24 protein-coding genes and 1 riboswitch are annotated in these 21,032 nt (G+C 69.0%); of the genes, 17 read left to right on the top strand and 7 right to left on the bottom strand.

Annotated features, from left to right (window positions below):
- Positions 1-22 precede the first annotated feature (22 nt).
- The 5 genes from ABD260_RS13535 (at position 23) to ABD260_RS13555 (ending at position 4,530) form a co-directional block, all read left to right on the top strand.
- Positions 23-868, top strand: coding sequence for a DUF3152 domain-containing protein (locus tag ABD260_RS13535; protein ID WP_344233812.1), 846 nt, complete (start codon positions 23-25; stop codon positions 866-868).
- Positions 869-901: 33 nt separating this feature from the next.
- Positions 902-1,708: a hypothetical protein gene (locus tag ABD260_RS13540; RefSeq protein ID WP_344233813.1), complete on the top strand. Its 807-nt coding sequence runs from the start codon at positions 902-904 to the stop codon at positions 1,706-1,708.
- A 17-nt stretch (positions 1,709-1,725) separates the two neighbouring features.
- A complete protein-coding gene (locus ABD260_RS13545; protein ID WP_344233814.1) occupies positions 1,726-2,367 on the top strand; it encodes an alpha/beta fold hydrolase in 642 nt (213 codons plus the stop codon).
- Between the two features lie 18 nt (positions 2,368-2,385).
- Positions 2,386-2,501, top strand: a riboswitch (TPP riboswitch).
- The gene (locus ABD260_RS13550) at positions 2,497-3,819 is read left to right on the top strand and encodes a purine-cytosine permease family protein (RefSeq protein ID WP_344233815.1); all 1,323 of its coding nucleotides are present in this window, start codon (positions 2,497-2,499) and stop codon (positions 3,817-3,819) included. (Overlaps the previous riboswitch by 5 nt.)
- Positions 3,820-3,846: 27 nt before the next feature.
- The gene (locus ABD260_RS13555) at positions 3,847-4,530 is read left to right on the top strand and encodes a class I SAM-dependent methyltransferase (protein WP_344233816.1); all 684 of its coding nucleotides are present in this window, start codon (positions 3,847-3,849) and stop codon (positions 4,528-4,530) included.
- 89 nt (positions 4,531-4,619) lie between these two features.
- Here the strand turns inward: ABD260_RS13555 and ABD260_RS13560 are convergent, their stop codons facing one another.
- Together ABD260_RS13560 and ABD260_RS13565 are read right to left on the bottom strand one after the other, a co-directional pair.
- Positions 4,620-5,186 (bottom strand): methylated-DNA--[protein]-cysteine S-methyltransferase, encoded by a 567-nt coding sequence (locus ABD260_RS13560; protein WP_344233817.1) that lies wholly within the window; start codon positions 5,184-5,186, stop codon positions 4,620-4,622.
- Positions 5,179-5,670 (bottom strand): RNA polymerase sigma factor, encoded by a 492-nt coding sequence (locus ABD260_RS13565; protein ID WP_344233818.1) that lies wholly within the window; start codon positions 5,668-5,670, stop codon positions 5,179-5,181. The genes ABD260_RS13560 and ABD260_RS13565 overlap by 8 nt, the downstream gene beginning before the upstream one ends.
- Positions 5,671-5,822: 152 nt before the next feature.
- Between ABD260_RS13565 and ABD260_RS37565 the strand changes: the two genes are divergently transcribed.
- The 6 genes from ABD260_RS37565 to ABD260_RS13590 all read left to right on the top strand — a co-directional run bounded on the left by ABD260_RS37565 (position 5,823) and on the right by ABD260_RS13590 (position 10,462).
- Entirely contained in the window at positions 5,823-5,894 is a 72-nt protein-coding gene (locus ABD260_RS37565; protein ID WP_387771715.1) for a putative leader peptide, read from the top strand.
- Positions 5,895-6,000: 106 nt separating this feature from the next.
- On the top strand, positions 6,001-6,558 hold the full coding sequence (locus ABD260_RS13570; RefSeq protein ID WP_344233819.1) for a flavin reductase family protein: 558 nt from the start codon (positions 6,001-6,003) through the stop codon (positions 6,556-6,558).
- Positions 6,548-7,600 (top strand): ABC transporter substrate-binding protein, encoded by a 1,053-nt coding sequence (locus ABD260_RS13575; RefSeq protein ID WP_344233820.1) that lies wholly within the window; start codon positions 6,548-6,550, stop codon positions 7,598-7,600. Before ABD260_RS13570 ends, ABD260_RS13575 begins: the two co-directional genes overlap by 11 nt.
- Positions 7,597-8,436, top strand: a complete 840-nt coding sequence (locus tag ABD260_RS13580; protein ID WP_344233821.1) for an ABC transporter permease — start codon at positions 7,597-7,599, stop codon at positions 8,434-8,436. Before ABD260_RS13575 ends, ABD260_RS13580 begins: the two co-directional genes overlap by 4 nt.
- Positions 8,412-9,128, top strand: coding sequence for an ABC transporter ATP-binding protein (locus ABD260_RS13585; protein WP_344233822.1), 717 nt, complete (start codon positions 8,412-8,414; stop codon positions 9,126-9,128). Before ABD260_RS13580 ends, ABD260_RS13585 begins: the two co-directional genes overlap by 25 nt.
- A complete protein-coding gene (locus tag ABD260_RS13590; protein WP_344233823.1) occupies positions 9,125-10,462 on the top strand; it encodes an LLM class flavin-dependent oxidoreductase in 1,338 nt (445 codons plus the stop codon). The genes ABD260_RS13585 and ABD260_RS13590 overlap by 4 nt, the downstream gene beginning before the upstream one ends.
- Before the next feature lie 197 nt (positions 10,463-10,659).
- On the opposite strand, the gene ABD260_RS13595 is transcribed toward ABD260_RS13590, so the two are convergent.
- The gene (locus tag ABD260_RS13595) at positions 10,660-10,827 is read right to left on the bottom strand and encodes a hypothetical protein (RefSeq protein WP_344233824.1); all 168 of its coding nucleotides are present in this window, start codon (positions 10,825-10,827) and stop codon (positions 10,660-10,662) included.
- A 40-nt stretch (positions 10,828-10,867) separates the two neighbouring features.
- Between ABD260_RS13595 and ABD260_RS13600 the strand changes: the two genes are divergently transcribed.
- The 3 genes from ABD260_RS13600 (at position 10,868) to ABD260_RS13610 (ending at position 13,328) form a co-directional block, all read left to right on the top strand.
- Entirely contained in the window at positions 10,868-11,671 is an 804-nt protein-coding gene (locus tag ABD260_RS13600) for a glycerophosphodiester phosphodiesterase (RefSeq protein ID WP_344233825.1), read from the top strand.
- A 174-nt stretch (positions 11,672-11,845) separates the two neighbouring features.
- Complete coding sequence (locus tag ABD260_RS13605) at positions 11,846-12,262, top strand: ATP-binding protein (RefSeq protein ID WP_344233826.1); 417 nt, start codon at positions 11,846-11,848, stop codon at positions 12,260-12,262.
- Between the two features lie 82 nt (positions 12,263-12,344).
- Positions 12,345-13,328 carry a DUF5926 family protein gene (locus ABD260_RS13610; protein ID WP_344233827.1) on the top strand — a complete coding sequence of 328 codons (984 nt, stop codon included), beginning with the start codon at positions 12,345-12,347 and terminating at the stop codon, positions 13,326-13,328.
- 169 nt (positions 13,329-13,497) lie between these two features.
- Here the strand turns inward: ABD260_RS13610 and ABD260_RS13615 are convergent, their stop codons facing one another.
- Together ABD260_RS13615 and ABD260_RS13620 are read right to left on the bottom strand one after the other, a co-directional pair.
- Positions 13,498-14,712 carry an arginine deiminase gene (locus ABD260_RS13615; RefSeq protein WP_344233828.1) on the bottom strand — a complete coding sequence of 405 codons (1,215 nt, stop codon included), beginning with the start codon at positions 14,710-14,712 and terminating at the stop codon, positions 13,498-13,500.
- Between the two features lie 140 nt (positions 14,713-14,852).
- A complete protein-coding gene (locus ABD260_RS13620) occupies positions 14,853-15,440 on the bottom strand; it encodes a dihydrofolate reductase family protein (protein WP_344233829.1) in 588 nt (195 codons plus the stop codon).
- Positions 15,441-15,640: 200 nt separating this feature from the next.
- Between ABD260_RS13620 and ABD260_RS13625 the strand changes: the two genes are divergently transcribed.
- Positions 15,641-16,432: a glycosyltransferase gene (locus ABD260_RS13625; protein ID WP_344233830.1), complete on the top strand. Its 792-nt coding sequence runs from the start codon at positions 15,641-15,643 to the stop codon at positions 16,430-16,432.
- Complete coding sequence (locus ABD260_RS13630; protein ID WP_344233831.1) at positions 16,429-17,976, top strand: MptA/MptB family glycosyltransferase; 1,548 nt, start codon at positions 16,429-16,431, stop codon at positions 17,974-17,976. Before ABD260_RS13625 ends, ABD260_RS13630 begins: the two co-directional genes overlap by 4 nt.
- 21 nt (positions 17,977-17,997) lie before the next feature.
- On the opposite strand, the gene larC is transcribed toward ABD260_RS13630, so the two are convergent.
- Positions 17,998-19,332, bottom strand: a complete 1,335-nt coding sequence (gene larC, locus ABD260_RS13635) for a nickel pincer cofactor biosynthesis protein LarC (protein ID WP_344233832.1) — start codon at positions 19,330-19,332, stop codon at positions 17,998-18,000.
- Positions 19,332-20,048, bottom strand: coding sequence for a nickel pincer cofactor biosynthesis protein LarB (gene larB, locus ABD260_RS13640; protein ID WP_344233833.1), 717 nt, complete (start codon positions 20,046-20,048; stop codon positions 19,332-19,334). Before larB ends, larC begins: the two co-directional genes overlap by 1 nt.
- A gap of 112 nt (positions 20,049-20,160) precedes the next feature.
- Here larB and ABD260_RS13645 point away from each other — a divergent pair, with 112 nt between their 5' ends.
- Entirely contained in the window at positions 20,161-20,640 is a 480-nt protein-coding gene (locus ABD260_RS13645) for a DUF4446 family protein (protein WP_344233834.1), read from the top strand.
- Positions 20,641-21,032: the final 392 nt, after the last annotated feature.

Genomic DNA, 21,032 nt, shown 5'->3' on the forward strand with positions numbered 1-21,032 from the left:
CAACTCTGTAAGGTCAAGTGTCATGACCACCGGGCGGAGCGGCCAGCGCGTGCGTACGCGTGGGCGGCGGGCTCGGCGGCGGAAACCTTACCGGGGCCAATGGCTCACGGTGACGGCGCTCGCGGTCCTGGGGACTGTGGTGGTGGCGCATCCGGATGTCGCGAACCGGACGAGTTTGGCGGCGGATGTAGTTGCGGGGGCCAACCAAGCGCCGGCGGAACGCGCGCAGGCCGCGCCGAGTCTGACCCCGCCGCCGGTGGGGACGCCGACCGAGAAGTACACCACTCCGTTGCGCCCGGCACCGAGTTTGCCGCGCAAACAACCCAAGGGCGCGAAGCCGAACGTGCTGGTGTCCTCCGGCAAACTCGCGGTGGTGCCGGGGAGCAACAAGGCGACCGGCGCACGGGACAAGATGACGTACCGCGTCGAGATCGAGCAGGGCCTGTCGGTGAACGGCGCGGCCGTCGCCGCGAAGATCCACAAGACGCTGACCGATCCGCGCGGCTGGCAGGCGGTGCATCCGGTGAACTTCGAGCGTACGGACAGCGTCGACGCCGACCTCCGCATCATCCTGGCCACGCCGTCCCTGACGGACAAGCTGTGCCTTCCGCTCGACACCGGCGGTGAGGTGTCCTGCCGGGTCGAGGACCGAGTCGTCCTGAACGCCAAGCGCTGGGTGTACGCGATCCCGTCCTACGACGTCGAGCTCTACCGGAGCTACCTGGTCAACCACGAGGTCGGCCACGCCCTCGGCCACGGCCACTCGACCTGCACCGAGCCGAAGACCCCGGCACCGGTGATGATGCAGCAGACCAAGGGCCTGGCCGGCTGCCTGCCCAACGCCTGGCCCACGATCAAGGCGACCTGACAGACTGGGCAGTACAACGGGGAAGGAGCGCAGATGTCGTCACAGGACTTCCCGACGTACGGCCGGGGTGATGAGCCTGAGCAGCTGCCCGGTGATGAGCATCACTACGCTCCGCCCACACCGTACGGAGGCGGTAGCTACGGTCCGGGGCAGCAGCCCGTGCCGGAGCAGTTCCCGTACGCACAGCCGCAGCCGTACGGCGCTGCACCGCAGCAGCACAGCCAGCGTCCGACGCAGCCACCGAACTACCAGCCGGGTGCACCGTTCGGCGCTCCGGCGAGTCCGCAGCCGCATGAGCTCCCCGCGTACGGCCGCGACCAACCGGTTGCCCCACGCGACCCCCGGGCTGCCCGCGTGGTCGGACTGGCCGCGTTCATCGCAGTCATCTACGGTCTGCTCGTTCTGACTGTCCAGCGGGTCGCACTGCGCGAGATCTCGCAGGCACCGGGCTCACCGCTCAACCACCCGCTGCGCACGGACGTACTGGATGCGATCGGCCAACTGCTCCTGGTAATCGTCGGTGCCGCCGCCCTGGTGATGTGGCTCCGCGACGTGGTCGCTCGACGCAAGGCGGGCCGGCAGCCTGACCCAGCGGAGCTGACCGGTCTGGTACTGGTCGCGGTGTCGCTCGTGCCGATCCTGGTGTGGGTGATCCTGGTGCTGTCCACGGGTCTAGGTGCTTCCGACGGCTCAGTGCACCGCCTACCCACCGCGTACGGCTGGGGCGGCTTCGGACTGCTGCTCCTCGCGGTCGGACTGTTCCTCGGCTACCGCGAGCTCAAGCCGGCCGTACCGAACCCAGTAGTACAAGGCCCGCCCGCCAAGGCCCCGTGGGAGTGAGCGCTCCAATCGTCCTGGTGCCCGGCCTGGGCCTCGGACCCGAGTCGTACGCGCGGACCGTCGAGCACCTCGCTACCCCGTACCACGTAGTCACTCTGCCCGGGTACGGCGAGCCAGCCGGCTCCCGTGAAGACCTGCACCCTCAGGCGCTAGCGGTGGCACTAGCCGGCAAGGTCCGCGACCGCTCGGTGCTGGTCGGCCACTCCGCGAGCTGCCAGATCGTCGTCGAGGCAGCGGTGCGCTACCCGGAGCTGACGCACGCACTGGTGCTGGTAGCTCCGACCGGTGACGCGCGGATGTCCAGCTGGGTCGACAGAGCAGTCCGCTGGCTTGGCTCCGCTGTACCGGACTCACCGAAGCTGATCAGGACAGTCACCCCGCAGTACGTACGCACCACCCTTCCGGCGATGGCCCGCGCTGGTGAAGCCGCCCGGCACCACGACCTGGCCGAGGTGATCTCCCGGGTCAAGGTCCCGGTGCTGCTCGTCCGTGGTCGGCATGACCTGCTGTCCACCGCTGAGTGGGTCGAGCGGCTCGCGGAGCTCAGTCACGGCGAGGCGCGGACGCTCGATACGGGCGCGCACATGCCGATCGCCACGAATGGCCCGGAGCTGGCCGCGCTCATAGAACGAGCCGCCGCGCTGCCGTCAGATAGCTGACGCGTTAAGATCACCTGGACAAACCTTTGCGGGAGCTCGCACCGATAGCGCGGGCTGAGAGGGCGACAGCTGGGTCGCCGACCGCCTGAACCTGACCGGGTAATGCCGGCGTAGGGAGTGGGGTCACTCATGGCCGATACCGCTGTTCGATCCGGCACGACCGAAGCGCCACTCGTACTCACCACCGATGCGCCGCGGACGCTGAGCTTCTTCGATCAGTTCACGCTCTGGGGCAACTTCGGGATCTCGTTGTTCGGTCCGGTGACCGGTGCGCTGGTGGCGGCGTACACCGGGTCGTTGTGGAAGGGCCTGCTTGCGGTCGTGGTCGGTTGCGGGATCGGCGCGCTGGTACTCGGCGGGGCGGCCGTGTTCGGTTCGCAGACCGGTGCACCGGCGATGGCGAGTCTGCGCGGGATCTTCGGCCGGCGTGGATCGATCGCGCCGACCGTGCTGAACATCGCGCAGAACGTCGGCTGGGCGACGATGGAGATCATCGTGATCTCGCAGGCCGCGGTCGCGGTGACGAGTGAGCGCTGGCGCTGGGTGTTCGTCGTGCTCGCGGGCATCATCGCCACCACGATGGCGGTCCGCCCACTGGGCAGCGTGAAGATCCTGCGGAAGTTCATGGTGTGGCTCGTACTGGCCGCGTCGGTGTACTTGTTCATCCAGGTGCTCGGCAAACCGGTCCACGCATTGCCACAGGACGGCGTGTTCGGCTTCTGGCCGGCGGTCGACCTGGCCGCGGCTGGTGTCGTTTCATTCGCTCCACTGGCCGCGGACTACACGCGTCACTCGCGGACGAACAAAGCTGCTTTCGCCGGATCGTCCCTCGGCTACGGACTCGCGGCGATCGGGTACTACGCGCTCGGTGTCGTCGCGGTAGCCACGCTGCAAACCGACAGCGAAGGCGTGATCACCGCGCTCGTCACCTTGCCCGCGGGTGCGATCGCGCTGTTCGTCCTGCTGGTGGACGAAGTCGACGAGGCGTACGCGAACATCTACTCGACCACGATGGCGGCGCACAACCTGATCGGTCACGTCGATCGGCGCTGGATCTCGGTCGGCATCGGCGTACTCGCCACCGGCATCGCGCTGTTGGTTGACCTAGGCAACTACACGCAGTTCCTGTACCTGATCGGCTCGGTCTTCATCCCGTTGTTCGCGGTCGCGATCGCCGACTTCTTCGTGGTCTGCAAGATGCGCTGGGACGTGTCCGCGACGGCGAAGTTCCGCTGGCAGCCGACGGTCGCCTGGTTGATCGGCTTCATCGCGTACCAACTCGTCAACCCCGGTACGGTCGCCGGCTGGTCGACTTTCTGGACAAATGTCCAGCAGTGGCTGTTCAACCAGCACCCGGTACCGACCTGGCTCGGCGCGACGTACACGTCGATCATCATCTCGATGCTGGCCGCCGTCGTCCTCGGCCGGATCCGCCGCCCACTGGACAACTGACCCGCGCGGACCGGAATACTGGCGTCCATGCTGAACTCCGCACTGCGCAGCCGGGCCGAGTACGCGGAACTCGGGGCCGACGGATTGGCCGCCCGTACGACGCCGGAGCGGGACGCGGTGATCGTGCAAGCGGTCGAGGAACTGCTCGTCGGCCGCGAGACCGTCCTGGACCTCTGCTGCGGGTACGGGCGGATCGCGCTTCCGCTGCGCCGGGCCGGCAAGGTCGTCCGCGCCCTGGACATCTCGCCGAACCTGCTCGAGGCCGGCAAGGCACAGGCCGCCGAAGAGGAACTCGCGATCGACTGGGCGATCGGCTCGATGACCGACCTGCCGTACAAGTGGGACTCGTTCGACGCGGTGATCTGCCTGTGGACGGCGTTCCACGAGTTGTTCGCCGAGGACGAGCAGCTCTCCACCATCTGCGAGATCTCCCGGGTACTCAAACCGGGCGGGATCGCGATCATCGAAGGACCGGTCTGGGGGCCGGCGACCGCGGCCGAGATCGCGAACGGGATGCGGCAGGGACCGGAGCACCGGATCGTCACCACCGAGCACGACGACGACCGCAGCAGCGTGCACTTCATCCACGACGAGATCAGCTACGGCCGGCTCTGCGCGGCGGCCGGAATCGATGACTTCAAGGTCTACAAACGCGACTGGGGCGGCCGCCGCCGGCTGATCCTCGAACTCCATCAGCCCGCAACTAGCTGACAAGTAAAAGAAGCAGATCCCCACTCCACACTGGGGATCTGCTTCTTTCTGCATTCAGTCTAAAACCATTCCGGGCGATTCCGGAAAACTCAGCTTTTTGCTTCGAGATTCAGCAAATAGCGTTTCGCGTCCAGTCCGCCGGCATATCCGGTGAGCGCGCCGTTCGCGCCGACCACCCGGTGGCAGGGCAGTACGACACAGACCGGGTTCGCGCCCAGCGCCGTACCCACCGCGCGGGCCGCCTTCGGCTTGTCGATGTCACGGGCAACGGCTCCGTAGCTGGTCGTCCGCCCGTACGCGGTGTGGTCCGGCAGGTCGTTCAGTACGAGCCGCTGGAACGGCGTCGCCAGGACGAGATCCACCTCGACGTCGAAGGCGTGGCGAGCACCGGTCAGGTACTCGTCGAGTTGGCGGCGCAGCTCGTCCAGCGGGCGCGCCTGCCGGAGTACGCGGGGCGACACCGCGCGAGCGAGCCGCCCGGTCATCGTCTCCTCGTCGCCGAACGAGCTGGCGACCACCCGCCCGCCCGCGACCGCCAGCAGCATGGTGCCGATCGGGGTGTCGTGCAGGGTGTAGGCGACATCGGCGTCCGGAAGGACCGGTGGTTTCAGGTCAGGGGTGTCGAGCCGGGTCAGCCGGCTCTCGAGATCAGTCATCGTGTACTCCGAGTTTGCCGCGCAGGGTCGCCAGTGCGTCGCTGACGAGCCGGCGCGATGCGGCCGGCGTGGTGTCCAGAGCGGCGGCCACGCCATGGTGGTCCAGGTCGCCGACGTATTTGAGCGTGATCGCGAAGCGTTGCCGCTCCGGTAGTTCGTTGACCGCCCGCCAGAGGTCCGGGTCCGGCCAGGCGGCGGCCTCCGGGCCGTCGACCGCGACCGGCGGCGCCTCGTCGAGTGGCCGCTGCGGTTTCCGCGCCCGGTGCACGTCCGTCGCGCACCGGGCGGTGATGGTGAGCAGCCAGCCGCGCAGGTTCTTCGCCGACTTCAGCGCCGGGTACGCCGCGTACGCCTTCTCCCAGGCGCGCTGCGCGACATCGTCACCGTCGTCGCCGGCCATCGCCCGCGCCAGCCTGGCGACGTCCCGCCAGTGCGCGTCGATCAACGCCTGGAACGGCGGCAGTTCGACCTTCTCCCGAGCCATCACGTAAGTAGAACGCATCCCCGGCGGCGGATGTGAGGGCGCCCCGAACCAGTGCCTCGAACCAGTGTCCCGGCCAGTGCCCCGATCAGTACGCGGTCCGGATCACGAGATTGTCTAGTTAGGCAGTAGACATAGATGCGAAGATGGCTGACATGACGACGACCTTCCTCACCCGCCGTCGCGTCATCGATCTGCTCCGGACGGCGAGCGCCACCTGTCGGTGACGCGGTCTCCGCTGCGCGCTTTCTCACGAGGCTGGTCCGAGCCTCCACCCCGCCCGGTGTGCCGTCAGGCTGCCGGTCGTCCCTGCCCCGGTTCCGAGGGAGAGACATGTCTTTGCCTGCCCTGAATCGTCCTGCCCTGTCCGTCGTCCCCGATCGAGCCGAGGAACGGATCGTGGACGCCGACGTCTACAAGTCCGTCTTCCGCCGGCACGCCGCGGGCGTCGTCGTGATCACCGCCGATGCCGGTCACGGTCCGGCCGGATTCACCGCGACCTCACTGGTCTCGATCAGCCTGCTGCCGCCGCTCGTCTCGTTCGCGATCGCCACCAGCGCGTCCAGCTGGCCGACCGTGAGTACGGCGAGCAGCGTCGTGATCAACTTCCTGTCCGCCGACCAGCACGCGATCGCCGGCCGGTTCGCCACCAGTGGGATCGACCGGTTCGCCGAACCGACCCGCTGGTCCCGGTTGCGCACCGGCGAACCCGTGCTCGACGAGGCGCCGAGCTTCCTGCGCGCGCAGGTCGAACACCGGTTCGCGGTCGGCGACCACTACCTCGTCGTCGCCCGCCTGGCCACGCACACCGAGCGCCGCGAGCACGAACCCCTGCTGTACCACGACGGAAGTTACGCCACCGCCACCCCGAAAGCACATCATGCCCAGTAAACGAATCATTGCTGCCCTCTTCGCCGTCGCCGCCTTGGCGACCGGATGCGGTGGGAACGCCGCCGCGGGAGGCGACGCCGCCGGCAAGCTCTCGCTCGACGCGGCGCTGCCGACCAGCGTTCCGGACGGCGCCAAGATCGTCGTCGGCGACCCGGCGACCGAGGTCGCGCTGAAGCTGTCCGGTCAGTACGACAAGGTCGCGAAGTACGTCCAGTTCGCCAACCTGAGCGGTGGTCCACAGACCACCGAGGCGTTCCGGGCGCACGCACTGGACCTTGGGTCGGTCGCCGAGATCCCGCCGATCCATGCCACCTGGACCGGTCTGCACGTGAAGATCGTCGCCTCCAAGTTCCGCCAGGAGCCGCTGACGCATCCGATCTACAAGCTCGGCATCGCGCCAGGCGTCTCGGTCAAGACGCTCTCCGACCTGCGCGGCAAGAAGATCGCGTACAGCCCCGGTCAGGCGCAGGGCGCGCTCATCCTCAAGGTGCTGCAGAAGGCCGGCCTGACCAAGGACGACGTCAAGCTGGTGGAGTTGCCCAGTACGGGTGACGTGTACGTGCAGGCGCTGGCCGGCAAGCAGGTCGACGTGGCGCCGATCGGCGGCGTCCAGATCAAGCGGTACCTGGCCAAGTACGGCAAGGACGGCGCGTCGACGATCGATCACGGACTGCGCGACGACGCCGGCCATCTGTACGGGCCGATCGAATCGCTAGAAGACCCGGCCAAGGCAGCCGCGATCCGGGCGTACGTCGCCGCCTGGGGCATCGCCCAGGAATGGATCGACCGGCACCCGAAGGAATGGATCGCCGGGTACTACGTGAAGGACCAGGGCCTTTCCGAGGCGGACGGGCAATGGCTGGTCGACAACGCCGGGCACCCGGACATCGCGGCCGACTGGACTAGTGCGATCCAGCGCCAGCAGGAAACCATCGACCTGCTCGCCAAGGAGACCGGCAACCCGGTGATCCAGGCCAAGGACCTGTACGACCTGCGCTTCCAGACCGTCGCCACGGACGCGATCAAGGGCGGTGCCAAATGAGCGCGACGACATTGCCCGGGCTGCGATCCCGCGCGGCGGCGGCGCGGCCGGTCGTACGCCGCCGGCGGCTCGGTCCGGGGAAGCCGATCAAGTTCGGCTCGGCGATCGGCCCGGTACTGCTGCTCGCGATCTGGAGCATCGGATCGGCAACCGGTTGGATCGACCAACGAGTACTGTCCGCGCCCTGGACGGTGGTGACGACCGCCGGTGACCTGATCGCCGACGGGCGCCTGCAGTCGAACCTGTGGACCTCCGCGCAACGCGCGCTGATCGGGCTCGCGTTCGGCATCGTGCTGGGGGTCGCGCTGGCGCTGGTCTCGGGCCTGTCGCGAATCGGCGAGGCCGTGCTCGACGGACCGATCCAGATCAAGCGCGCGATCCCGTCGCTGGCGCTGCTGCCGTTGCTGATCCTCTGGCTCGGGATCGGTGAGTCGATGAAGATCGTCACCATCCTGCTCGGGGTGTTCGTGCCGATCTACATCCACACCCACAACGGGTTGCGGACGATCGACAGCCGGTACGTCGAGCTCGCTCAGACCGTCGGGCTGTCGCAGTGGCAATTCATCCGGCGCGTGGTGCTGCCGGGCGCGCTGCCCGGATTCCTGCTCGGCCTGCGGTTCGCGGTCACCGGCGCCTGGCTGTCGCTGGTCGTCGTCGAACAGATCAACTCCACCAGCGGCATCGGCTACATGATGGAGCTGGCCCGCACGTACGGACAGACCGACATCATCATCGTCGGCTTGGTCGTGTACGGCATCCTCGGCCTGCTCTCCGACGCCATCGTCCGCCTGATCCAGAGGAGGGCCCTGACATGGCGCCGAACACTAGCGTCCTAAGCGCGACCGTCCAGGTGCGCGACCTCGTCCGGCGGTACGACGATCGGGCTGTGCTGGACGGACTGGACCTGGACATCGCGCCGGGTGAGTTTGTTGCTCTGCTCGGTAAGAGCGGATCGGGTAAGAGCACGCTGCTGCGGGCGCTGGCCGGGCTCGATCATGATGTCGACGGGACCGGTGAGCTGGCGGTGCCGGCGCAGGTCTCGGTCGTCTTCCAGGATTCCCGGTTGTTGCCGTGGGCAAAGGTTCTGGACAATGTCGTGCTCGGGCTGAACGGCGCGGCCGAGCGTGGGCGGACGAGTCTGGAAGAAGTCGGGCTCGCCGGGCGGGAGAACGCGTGGCCGAGCGAGTTGTCCGGCGGAGAACAGCAGCGAGTGGCGCTGGCGCGGTCCCTCGTACGCGAACCCGAACTGCTCCTCGCGGACGAACCGTTCGGTGCGCTGGACGCGCTCACCCGGCTCAAGATGCACGTGCTGCTGCGGAAGTTATGCGCCGCGCACCAACCCGCCGTACTGCTGGTGACGCACGACGTGGACGAGGCGATCGTGCTGGCCGACCGGGTGATCGTGCTCGACCACGGCCGGATCGTCGCGGAAGAGGTGGTCGAGCTGGCCGCGCCGCGCAGTTCGGCCGATCCAGGATTCGCCGCGGTCCGGTCGCGGCTTCTCGACGCACTGGGAGTTTCGGTATGAGTAGGCAATTGCACCTGAACGCGTTCCTGATGAGTACCGGGCACCACGAGGCGTCCTGGCGGCTGCCCGAGAGCGACCCGTTCGCGAATGTGAAGATCGAGCACTACCAGGAGCTGGCCCGGACCGCCGAGCGCGGGAAGTTCGACTCGATCTTCTTCGCCGACTCGCCGGTGCTCTGGGGTACGGTCGGGCGCCGCCCGGCCGGTGCGCTCGATCCGACCGTACTGCTCACCGCGCTGGCCGTGGTGACCTCGCGGATCGGGTTGATCGCGACGGCGTCGACGACGTACAACGACCCGTTCAACCTGGCTCGGCGGTTCGCCAGCATCGACCATGTCAGCAGTGGCCGCGCGGGGTGGAACGTCGTCACCACGGCCGGTCCGGAGGCGGCGCGGAACTTCAACCTGACCGATCAGCCGGCGCACGCGGAGCGGTACGAACGGGCGGCGGAGTTCCTCGAGGTCGCGTACAAGCTGTGGGACTCGTGGCAGGACGACGCCACGGTCGCGGACAAGGATTCCGGTGTGTGGGCGGTCGATGAGCGGGTCGTACCGATCGACCATGTCGGACGGCACTTCCAGGTCCGCGGGCCGCTCAACGTACCGCGGTCGCCGCAGGGGCATCCGTTGATCGTGCAGGCCGGGTCGTCGGAGGACGGCAAGGGCCTGGCGGCGCGGTACGCCGAGGCGGTGTTCACCGCGCAGCAGACGCTCGAAGACGCGCAGGACTTCTACCGAGACCTGAAGGCGCGTACGGCAGCACTTGGGCGCGATCCTTCGTCGATCAAGATCCTGCCCGGGATCGTGCCGGTGATCGGGTCCACGGTCGCGGAAGCGGAGGCGTTGGAGCGGCAACTGGACGAGCTGATCCGGCCGGAATACGCGCGGCTGCAGCTGGCCAAGACGCTGCGCGTGGCGCCGGAGGATCTGCCCTTCGACCAGCAGCTTCCCGCGGAGCTCCCGGACGAGGACGAGATCGAGGGCGCGAAAAGCCGGTACACCTTGATCGTGACGCTCGCCCGGCGGGAGCGGTTGACCGTACGCGAACTGATCGGCCGGTTGGGTGGTGGGCGCGGGCATCGGACGTTCACCGGTACGCCCGAGCAGGTCGCGGATGCGATCCAGCACTGGTTCGAGGCGGACGCGGCCGACGGGTTCAACATCATGCCGCCGGTGCTGCCGTCCGGTCTGACCACGTTCGTCGACGAGGTGATCCCGATCCTGCAAGCGCGGGGCCTGTTCCGCACCGAGTACACCGGCACCACCCTCCGCGACCACTACGGCCTACCCCGCCCAGCCGGCCGTACACCGCACTTGGCGGAGGCAACCGGGTAGCCCCGAATCTCCAGGCCATCACAATCGCCGGTGCCGCCGGTGCCGCCGGTGCCGCCGGTGCCGCCGGTGCCGCCGGTGCCGCCGGCGCAGCCCGCGTGCCCGCGCCGGGAGGGGCCCATTGTGATGGCCTGGAGATCCGCACCACCAGCTTCCCGACCGCCCCGCCGTCTTCCATCACGCGATGCGCCGCGCCGATCTCATCCATCGCGAAGACCCGCGCGCAGGTGGTGCTCCGAACGGTTCAGCCCGAACGCCTCGACCTTGATCCGCACCCAGCCGTCGGCCGGCTCCGGGACCGGTGCCGTCCGGATCCGCAGTTCCTCCGGTGCGACCGGGCCGTCCAGCACGATTGCCCGCATGTCCATGACGCCTATCTTTACCGCCGGTGTGAAAGAGTTTCCCGGTATGGGGAAACTCCCGAGTGTTGTTGCCCATCGGGGTGCCAGTGCCGTGAATCCCGAGCACACGCTGGCGGCGTACCGGCGGGCGATCGAAGTCGGCGCGGACGCGCTCGAGTGTGACGTCCGGCTGACCGCCGACGGCCACCTCGTCTGCGTCCACGACCGGCGGATCGACCGGACCTCGAACGGGCGCGGCGTACTGTCCACAATGCGCCTGGCGGAACTCGAGTCGTACGACTGGGGTTCCTGGAAGCAGCCGTGGGCCGACCTCGACGAGGACGCCGAGCTGCCCCAGCTGGACATGCGCAAGGTGCTCACCCTGGAGACCCTGCTGGCGACGGTCCGCGACGCCGGCCGGCCGGTGCAGCTGGCGATCGAGACCAAGCACCCGACCCGGTACGCCGGACTGGTCGAGCGCCGCCTGATCGAGGCCCTGGAGCGCTACGGCTGGGCGCACCCGAAGGTCGGAACCGAGTCGCCGGTCCGGGTGATGAGCTTCTCCTGGCTGTCGCTGCGCCGGATTCGGACCGCCGCGCCCGGCCTGCGGACCGTACTGCTGATGGACCGGGTGCCACTGCGCTTCCGGGACGGTTCGCTGCCGACTGGGGTTTCGTACGCCGGACCGAGCCTGGAGATCGTCACCGCGCATCCCGAGTACGTCGACCGGGCGCACAAGCACGGGCATCAGGTCCACGTCTGGACCGTGAACGCGGAAACCGACATCGGCCGCTGCCGCGAACTCGGCGTCGACGCGGTGATCACCGACCGCCCGGATGCGGCCTTGCGGGTGCTCGGTATGGATACGTAGCCGGAAGAATGCGCGCGGTTATTGCAACGTTCAATTCCGTCGATTTCATCACGGTTTCCGGGCGTTTAGGCGTGATCTTCGCCGAGGCTATGTAACGGAATACCCGCGGGTGTTTTCCGGGGCCGGATCGTGGGCAGAAGTTCCTGTGGCTGAACCGATCCCGAGGAGCCCTGCTTGTCCTCTGCGACCCTGCCCGCCGACGTGAGCGTCGTGGACGTCGTACTGCCGCACCAAGTGTCCGCGGTAGCGGACGCCCGCCGCCGTCTGGCCGCCTACCTGAAGCGTTACCGGGTCACCGAAGCCGCCCGCGACGACGCGCAGCTGGTGCTGTCCGAGTTGCTCTCGAACGCGATCCGGTACGCGCCGCCGTTGCCGGCCGGTGAGGTCCGCGCGGCCTGGTGGATCGACCGGGCCGGGATTCATGTCGAAGTCACCGACGGCCGGGGCGACACCGAACCGCGCCGGATCACCGACCCGCACCCGGAATCGGTCGGTGGGCGCGGGCTGGCGATCGTCGATGTGCTCACCTCCAGCTGGGACGTCCGCACCGCGGCCGGCCACCGGACCGTGCACGCGATCATCCCGGGCTGACGCCGGCACCGGATTCGGGCTGACCAGGTTCGCGCTGACCGGGTTCGCGCTGGGGCGGACTCGGCTGCAAGACTGCGGGGTTATGGGAAAGAAGTCGCGGCAGCGCGCGAAGAACACGACGACGACCGTCACGCTCGACCCGGCCGACCTGGTCGACGTCGGCCCGCGGGAACCCTGCCCGTGCGGCTCCGGCAAGCGGTTCAAGCAGTGCCACGGCAAGGAGCGGGCGCAGGCGGCGGACGCGTTCGTGATGCGGCCGTTCGAGGGCCTGCCGGCGGAGTGCGACCTGATCGCGTTCCGCGAGATCGTCCCGTCCGGGACGGTGCAGTTGGAGCTGGCCGGCGACAAGGTCGGTGACAACGCCGGCAAGGTGATCAACCTGGTCACCCTGCTGCCGATGGCGATGCCCGGTCTGGTCCGCGACGACGAGACGATCTGGATCGGCATGCAGACGCACGCGTCGTCCGGAGACCCGAGCCGGGACCTCGGCCACGCGATCACGGCCGCGCTCCGGACCGAGCCGGGCAACCCGATCCAGGTCGGCGACCTGATGAAGGACGGCCCGCGCCTGCAGGACCTGATCGACACCGGCAAGCCGGTCGAGGTCAAGGTGCACGAGGGCTTCGACTACTGGGTCGGCGAGAACGTCGACGACCCGACCGGCGAGGTCGCGGCCGGGCTGGAGCGCGCGAACGCGGCGGCGGCCCCGACCGTACGGCTGGAGTCGGTCGACGCGGCGTACTGGACGCAGATCGGTGACCGGATCTACCTGCGCTGGGTGCTGCCGCACACCGAGGAGACGCTGCTCGACGCGCTCGCCCGCCTGCACGCGGCCGGTGCGTCCGCGCTGATCTCCGGCAGCCGCCTGATCGGCTCGTTCCGCGCCCTCGGCGTGCTCGCGCCGGTCTGGGAGCTGCCCGCCGGCACCGAGGCCAGCGACGTGGAGAAGCCGGCCGCCGACTTCGCCGTGGCGCTGGAGAAGGCGCTGGCCGCGGACACCGCGCTGACCACCGAGGAGCGTGCCGCCCGGGCCGGCCTCGCCAGCCGGCAGCTGACCATCCGTTGATCATCCGGTGACAAGAAACGCCCACCTCGGCGGTGCCGAGGTGGGCGTTTCTACGTGGACGGCCCAAGTCCTGCTGACGGGGGAGCAACAGGGCCTGGGCCTAGGCAAAGAGAGTACTCAGGTTAGGTGCTCGCCACAAGCCCCGATTTCACTCCGCGTGTCGCTGGGCTCACGTAGCCGTCGGGGCGCGCAGTACCGGACAGGACATGCAGCGCGGGCCGCCGCGCCCGGAGCCGAGCTCGGAGCCGGAGATCCGGACCACCTCGATGCCGGATTCCTCGAGCCGCGCGTTGGTCTCGACGGTCCGCTCGTACGCGATGCAGACCCGGGGTGCCACCGCCAGTGTGTTGTTCCCGTCGTCCCACTGCTCCCGCTCCGCGGTCACGGGGTCCAGACCGGTATCGATCCGGCGCAGCGTGTCGATCCCGAGCGCCTTCGCCGCCGCGACCAGGAACGGCTCCGGCGCGGCGACATGCAGCTGATCGCCGTCGGTGGTGACCGCGAGCGCCCGCATCTGCTCGGCCATGTTCGGGTACATCAGCACGGCGTCGGTGTCGACCATCGTGCACACGGTGTCGAGATGCATCGTCGCCCGCTGCTGCGCGATCGGTACGGCCAGCACCGTGTGGGCCAGGTCCTTCGCGAAGACGCGTTGTGCCAGCCGTTCGACACCGGCCGGTGTGGTGCGTTCGCCGACGCCAACTGCGAGTACGCCCGGTCCGAGCGCCAGTACGTCACCGCCCTCGACGTGCTCCAGCTGGTGGTCGTACACCTTGTCGGCGCCCGCGAAGCGTGGGTGGTACGTGTAGATCACCTCGGTCAGCTGCGTCTCGCGCATCCGGGCCGGCATCGCCAGTGAGGTGACCGCGACCGAGTCCTTGATCCAGACGCTCGAGTCGCGGGTGAAGAGCAGGTTGGGCAGCGGGTCGATCAGGAAGTCCTCGTGCGCGAGCAAGGACGTGACCAGGCCGCCGGCGCGTACCTCGTCGTTCCGGATGCCGGCCATCAGCGTCTCGGCCAGCCGGGCCGGATCGAGCTCGCCGAGCGCGGCCCGCAGGTAGTCACGCAGGGTGTCGCCGAGCCGCAGGTCCTCGGTCGCGCCGGTGATCGCCTGCGCCCGGGCGGCCGGGTCGTCGAGCGCTTCGGTCAGCAGCTCACCGAGGTACAGCACCTCGACGTCGCGGTCCCGGAGCGCCTGCGCGAACGCGTCGTGCTCGTCCTGCGCCCGGCCGACCCACGGGATGCCGTCGAAGAGCAGCTTGTCGTTGTTCCGCGGGGTCAGCCGGCGGAGCTCGTTGCCGGGGCGGTGCAGCATCACCGTCCGCAGCGGACCGACCTCGCTGTCGACGCCGTACGCCCGGCCGTCCTGCTGCGTCTCGGTCATCCGTCCGCCCTCCGCTCGGGTTCTGCTCTCCACGCTACGACAGTGCTCTCGTTCTGTCTGATTGTCCGACAATATCCCTGGGAAGGCCAATCAGCGCTGATCCTTCCGGCGGAGGGTCTGGAGCTGCGGCCGGGCAGAGTTCAGCGGACCCGGTCGTAGAGCAGGCAGAGCGCGCCGGACTCGGTCGGCGTCGAATCGGTCAGCTTCCAGGAGGTGGCCGGCAGCCCGTCCTCGAACAGCCGCGCCCCGCCACCGACCAGCTCGGGGTCGAGCGTGATGCTCAGCCGGTCCACCTCGTCGGCGGCCAGCAGCGCCCGGATCACACTCGAGCTGGCCAGCACGATGATGTCCCCGCCGTCCTGGGCGCGCAGCTGCTTGACCACGGCGGCCGGCTCGCCGTCGGCGATCCGGGAGTTCTGCCACGGCGCCTCGGTCAGGGTCGAGGAGAACACCACCTTCTCGGTCTCGTTCAGCCAGCGGGAGAACTCCCGGTCCTGCGGCGCCGCGTTCTCGTCGTCCGCGACGGCCGGCCAGAAGCCGCCGAAGCCCTGGTAGTTCTTCCGCCCGAGCAGCGCGGTGGTGGCCGGCTTCGTCACCCGGATCATGTGCTCGCGGGCACCCTCGGTGATCGCGTGCGGGACGATCCAGCTCATGTCGTACTCACCGCCGGCTCCACTCACCCGGCCGTCGAGCGAGAGCGAGATGTTGGCGGTCACGGTGCGGGTCATGTCGGTTCCTCTTTCCGGTTCGGTTCGGTTTGTTCCGATGGCTTGAATCCTGCCGCCGGTGGCCGGGCGGAACATCTGCCACCTGGCTGATATCCGATGGCCCGGTGGCTGATTCGATGATCGTTCGAAAGAATGAAGATTCCCCGCCTGGTGACCGCTGACGACGTCGATCGGCCGCGGAGGAACTAGGCTGCAGTGCTGTGCCCGGTGAAGATGTCTCCCCCGAACCGTTCGAGCGTGCCGTCGCCTGTGTGATCCCGGCGAAGGACGAGGCGGACCGGATCGCGATGACCGTCGACGCGGTGCACAAGATCATCGGAGTGGACCTGGTCGTGGTCGTCGACGACGGCTCCACGGACCGCACGGCCGAGGTCGCCGCGGGAGCCGGCGCGGTCGTCGTCCGGCACGAACGGAACCGTGGAAAGGCCGCGGCGATGGAGTCCGGCGCCGCCGCCGTCGCCGAGCGCGACGGCGCCCGCCCGCGGCACCTGCTGTTCCTGGACGCTGACCTGACCGACACCGCGGCCGCCGCCGGTCCACTGATCGAGCCGGTGCAGACCGGCCGCGCGGACATGACCATCGGTACGCTGCCGGTCCAGGTCCGCGCCGACGGATCGAAGGCCGGCGGGCACGGATTCGTGGTCCGGCTGTCCCGGACCGGCATTCAAGAGGCCACCGGCTGGGCGCCGGAGCAGCCGTTGTCCGGTCAGCGCTGCCTGACCCGGGCCGCGTTCGACTCCGCCGTGCCGCTGGCGTTCGGGTTCGGGGTGGAGACCGCGCTGACGATCGACCTCGGCCGGAAAGGCTTCCGGATCCTCGAGGTGCCGATCGACGTCCGGCACCGGGCCACCGGGACCGACCTGCGCGGCCAGCTGCACCGCGCGAAGCAGTACCGGCACGTCCGCCGCGCGCTCGCCGCCCGGAGCGCGCTGCCCGCGGACGGCGGTGGACCGTCGTTGCGCAGCCTGTTCCCGCGGAAGTCGACGCAATGAACACCGATCTGGAGCTTGGACGGAAGTACGGTCGCCGGGCAGTTGCTCTCTATCTTGCTTGTACGGCGCTGATCGTCGCGGTCGGCCTGCTCGGTCCGTCGGTGGTCGTCCTGACGCTGACCAACCGGCATCCGTGGCTGCCGACGTACTGGTTCGACACGAAGCCGAACGACTGGCTCGTGTCGGTGATGATCTACGTGGCCATCCTGCTCGGTGGATACGGCGTGTACCTGGCCACGAAGGCGCTTCGGCACGGCTGGGCGCCGCGCGTCAACCGTTTGATTGCCTTGGGCATCGGTACGACGGCGGCCATCACGTTGGTCCCGCCAATGGCCTCCGGCGACGTCCTGATCTACGCGGCGTACGGGCGGATCATGGCGCTCGGCGGCGACCCGTACACGGCGTCGCCCGCGGACACGATCCGGCTCGGGTACGACCCGGTGATCGCCGCGACCGAGCGGCCGTGGCAGGGCGCGCGCAGTGTGTACGGGCCGATCGCCACGTGGATTCAGTGGCTGGCGTCGAAGATCGGCGGCGACTCGTCGCAGCTCACCGTGTGGATGCTGCAGTTGTCGGTCGGGATCAGCTTGGTCGTCACCGGTCTGCTGCTGGTGAAGCTGGTCGGCAAGAACCTGCCGGCCCGCCGGCGCGTGATCATGCTCAGCCTGGCGAACCCGCTGCTGCTCTGGGCGGTGCTGGCCGGTGCGCACAACGACGCGATCGCGGTGATGTTCGCGGTGATCGCGCTGATGCTGCTCCGCCGGCACGTGTTCCTGGCCGGTCTGATGCTCGGCGTCGCGGGCTGTACGAAGCTGTCCATCGGTCTGGTCGGGGTGGCGATGCTGTGGTCGCTGCGCGCGGATCGGCGCAAGGCGATCTTCTTCTGCGGCGGCGGCGCGATCGCGATGGGCGGGCTGTACGCGATCGTCGGCCTGCAGGCGTTCCAGCAAGCGCGATCGCAGACCTCGTTCATCTCCACCGGCACGCCGCACAAGGTGCTGCTGAGCTTCTTCACGCTCTTCCTGCCCAACGGCCTGGTGCGGACCGTGCTGGCAATCCTCGCTTGGGTCGGCCTGGTCGTGGTGGCGATCCTGCTCTCCCAGGTGTTCCCGAAGTCGCTCATCCCGCAGACGCACCCGGACGACCCGGCCCCGGCCGCCCTCCGGTACACGGCGATCTACGCGATCCCGTGGGTGCTGACCGCGATGTACTCGCTGCCCTGGTACGACGTGATCGCCTGGGCCGCGCTCGCGGGCGTGGCCGCTTCGAAGGTGGACACGCTGATGGTGATTCGTACGACCATGCTCGCGATCGCCTACGTACCCGGCCGGGATCCGAACGCACGGCAGGTCGCGGCCAGCTTGTCGGACTCGCTGGAGTTCTTCAGCGCACGGCTGCGGGACACGCTCACCCCGGCAGTCGAGCTGGCCGTACTGATCGGGCTGATCGTCTGGGCGCGGCGCCAGGGCGCGCAGTGGTGGCCGTACGACTGGCCGCGCCGCAAGCCGAAGTCGGTCCCGCAGCAGGCTGCCGAGGTGCACTGACCTCGGCGGTCCACTGCTTGGTCAGCTCCAGAGGGATTCGGCGGCGGCGATCGCGCGGGCGAGGACGAGCTTGACCGGCTGACCCAGCTCGGTGGCGGCGGCGACCACGTCGTCGTACTCGGGTTGCACGTTCACCACCTGGCCGTCGTACCGGGCGATCTTCACGCTGATGGTCTGACCGTCGAGCTTGACCGTGCTGAACTCGCGGTCCGCCGCGTGCTTGGTGATCGGGTACTCACGCAGGCCGATCGCGGTCGTCTCGGTGAGGATGACCTTCCGGACCGCGGCCGCCTTCGTGCCGGTGACGAGCACCGAAAGGGTGTGCGCCGGCCGGCCCTTCTTCATCAGGATCGGCGTCAGCCAGGCGTCGGCGGCACCGGCCGCGAGCAGCTTCGCCAGCACCGGCGGCCACAACCGCGGGTCGAGATCGTCGACGTTCGTCTCGTAGACCAGCTCGGTCGCCGGTCGATCGGAGGTCTCGCCCACGATCACGCGGAGCAGGTTCGGTACCTCGACCGGATCACGGCCGCCCGCGCCGACACCGGTCCGGGTCACGCGCATCGGCGGCATCATCCCGTACTCGTCCGCCAGTGTTGCGAGGAGAGCGGCGCCGGTCGGGGTTGTCATTTCGTACGGAGCGGTGCCGCCGATGACCGGGGCTTCGGCTTCGGTGACCAAGTGCAGTACGGCCGGGCCGGGGATCGGGATACCGCCATGCTGGCCGCGTACCTGGGTGCCGCCGCCGAGGGTGATGGTTGAGACGACGACATGCTCGAGTCCGAGGCTGACGGCTGCGGCGGCGACACCGACGATGTCCGCGATCGCGTCCAGCGCGCCTACCTCGTGGAAGTGCACCGTGTCCGGCTCGACCCCATGCGCCGACGCCTCGGCCCGGGCCAGCCGGGCGAAGGTGTCGAGCGCCTTGGCTCGTACGGCATCGTCCAACCGAGCTTCTTCAAGCAACCGCCGCACCTCAGCCCACGGCCGCGTCGGCCCATGCTCATGCCCGTGGCCGTGGCCGTGGCCGTGGCCGTGGCCGTGCCCGGCGCCATGTTCTTGCCCGGCGCCGTCGTCGTGCCCATGTCCGTGGCCGTGCCCGGCGCCCGCATCGTGCCCGCCCTCGCCCTGTGCGGCGTCCGGGAAGTTTTCTGGGTGGGGGGTGCCGTGTACCTCGACTGTGGCTTTGGTGGCGGCGATCTGGTGCCGGGCGGTCGCGGTGACCGTCACCGACAACGACGGATCGACGGCCGCGACCGCGGCATTCACCTCCGCGAGATCAGCCCCCGCCGACAGCAGCGCACCGAGCAGCATGTCACCGGACGCGCCGGCCGAACAGTCCAGCCAAGCGATCCGCATCAGGCCTCCTTCGTCGTCCGCGGCACCGACTGCCGCGCGACCCGAGCCGCGAACACCCCGGCCCCGAACCCATTGTCGATGTTCACCACCGACACCCCCGGCGCACACGAGTTCAGCATCCCGAGCAGTGCGGCCAGGCCGCCGAACGACGCCCCGTACCCGACCGACGTCGGCACCGCCACCAGCGGTACGCCGACCAGTCCACCGACCACGCTCGGCAGCGCACCTTCCATCCCCGCGACCACGATCAGGCAGTCCGCCGCGTCCAGCCGCTCGCGTACGCCGAGAATCCGGTGCAGCCCGGCGACCCCGACGTCCGTGATCATCTCCACCCCCGCGCCGAACACCCGCGCGGTTGTCGCCGCCTCCGCCGCGACCGGCGCATCCGACGTACCCGCCGCGACCACGGCGACAGTCCCGTGCAGCGCGGGCGGTTGACCAAGTACGGCCGTACGCCCGACCGGATCGACGACCGCGTCCGGCAGCGCGGCGTGCACTGCGTCCTGCGCCTCGACGCTCAGCCGGGTCGCGAGCACGGCGTGCCCCGGGTGGGTCGCGTGCAGGGTCCGCAGCAGTTCCACTACCTGAGACGGTGTCTTACCCGCTCCGTAGACGACCTCCGCGTCGCCGGTCCGCTCCATCCGGTCGGTGTCGAGCCGCGCGTACCCGAGGTCGTGGACGCCGGGTTGTGGCCCCTGATCAGGCAAATGTGTCACGCCGCGAATCTACGTTGCCCAAGCTCTTCGTACCGCATCCGTCCTGGTGTGCACACACTGTGCGATCACCTGAACACTCAGGCAGTACACCGTATGCCTTAGGCTCTCGTGCGTGTCTTCGTCGTTAGCCGGTGCTTTCGCAATTGCCGCTCTGTTCGTGGCGGTGCTCGCCCTGGTGTTCGCGATCCAGGCCCTCCGCGCCCGAACCGCCCCGCCGGCCCGCCCCGCCGTCCCGGCCCCCACCCCCGAACCGGAACCCGAGACACACCCCGAACCCAAGCCCGGCACGGTCAAGTCCGAACTCCGCAAACTCACCAAGGACCTGACCAGCACCCGCGCCGACCTGAAACTGGCCCTCCAGCATCTGGCCGTCGTCCGCTACGACGCCTTCGGCGACACCGGCGGAAAACTCTCCTGGTCCATGGCCCTCCTGGACGACAACGGCAACGGCGTAGTCCTCACCTCGATCAACAGCCGAGCCGACGCCCGCACGTACGCCAAGGAAATCAAGACCTACACCAGCGAATCCAAACTCTCCCCCGAAGAACAACAAGCCCTGCAATCCCTCCAACCCACCACCGATCAGCCGTAGTTTTCCTCCCACGTACGCCCCCGCGCACTCCGCATACGCCCCCGCGCACCCCGCGGCCGCCACTCGTCGCTCCGCTCCTCGCCGCGTTCCCTACGCGCGCTACCCACCCACCCCCAGGCTTAGCGCCGATACATCCCCCGGCTTCCGCTGGTCGTTGCGACTGTCGCCGCCCTCCCCGGGCTGTCGCGAAACCTGCGGCTGTCGCCGGAACGTGCGGCTGTCGCCGGAGCCTGCAGCTGTCGCTGTGACGTGCGGGTGTCGCCGGGTTCCCCGGGCTGTCGCCGAAACCTGCAGATGTCGCCGAGACCTGCAGCTGCCTCCGAGACGTGCGGCTGCCTCCGAGACCTGCAGCTGTCGCCGCGACGTGCGGCCGCCGTCGCATCAGCTGGTTG

Source organism: Kribbella hippodromi (assembly GCF_039531045.1).
Taxonomy (GTDB): domain Bacteria; phylum Actinomycetota; class Actinomycetes; order Propionibacteriales; family Kribbellaceae; genus Kribbella; species Kribbella hippodromi.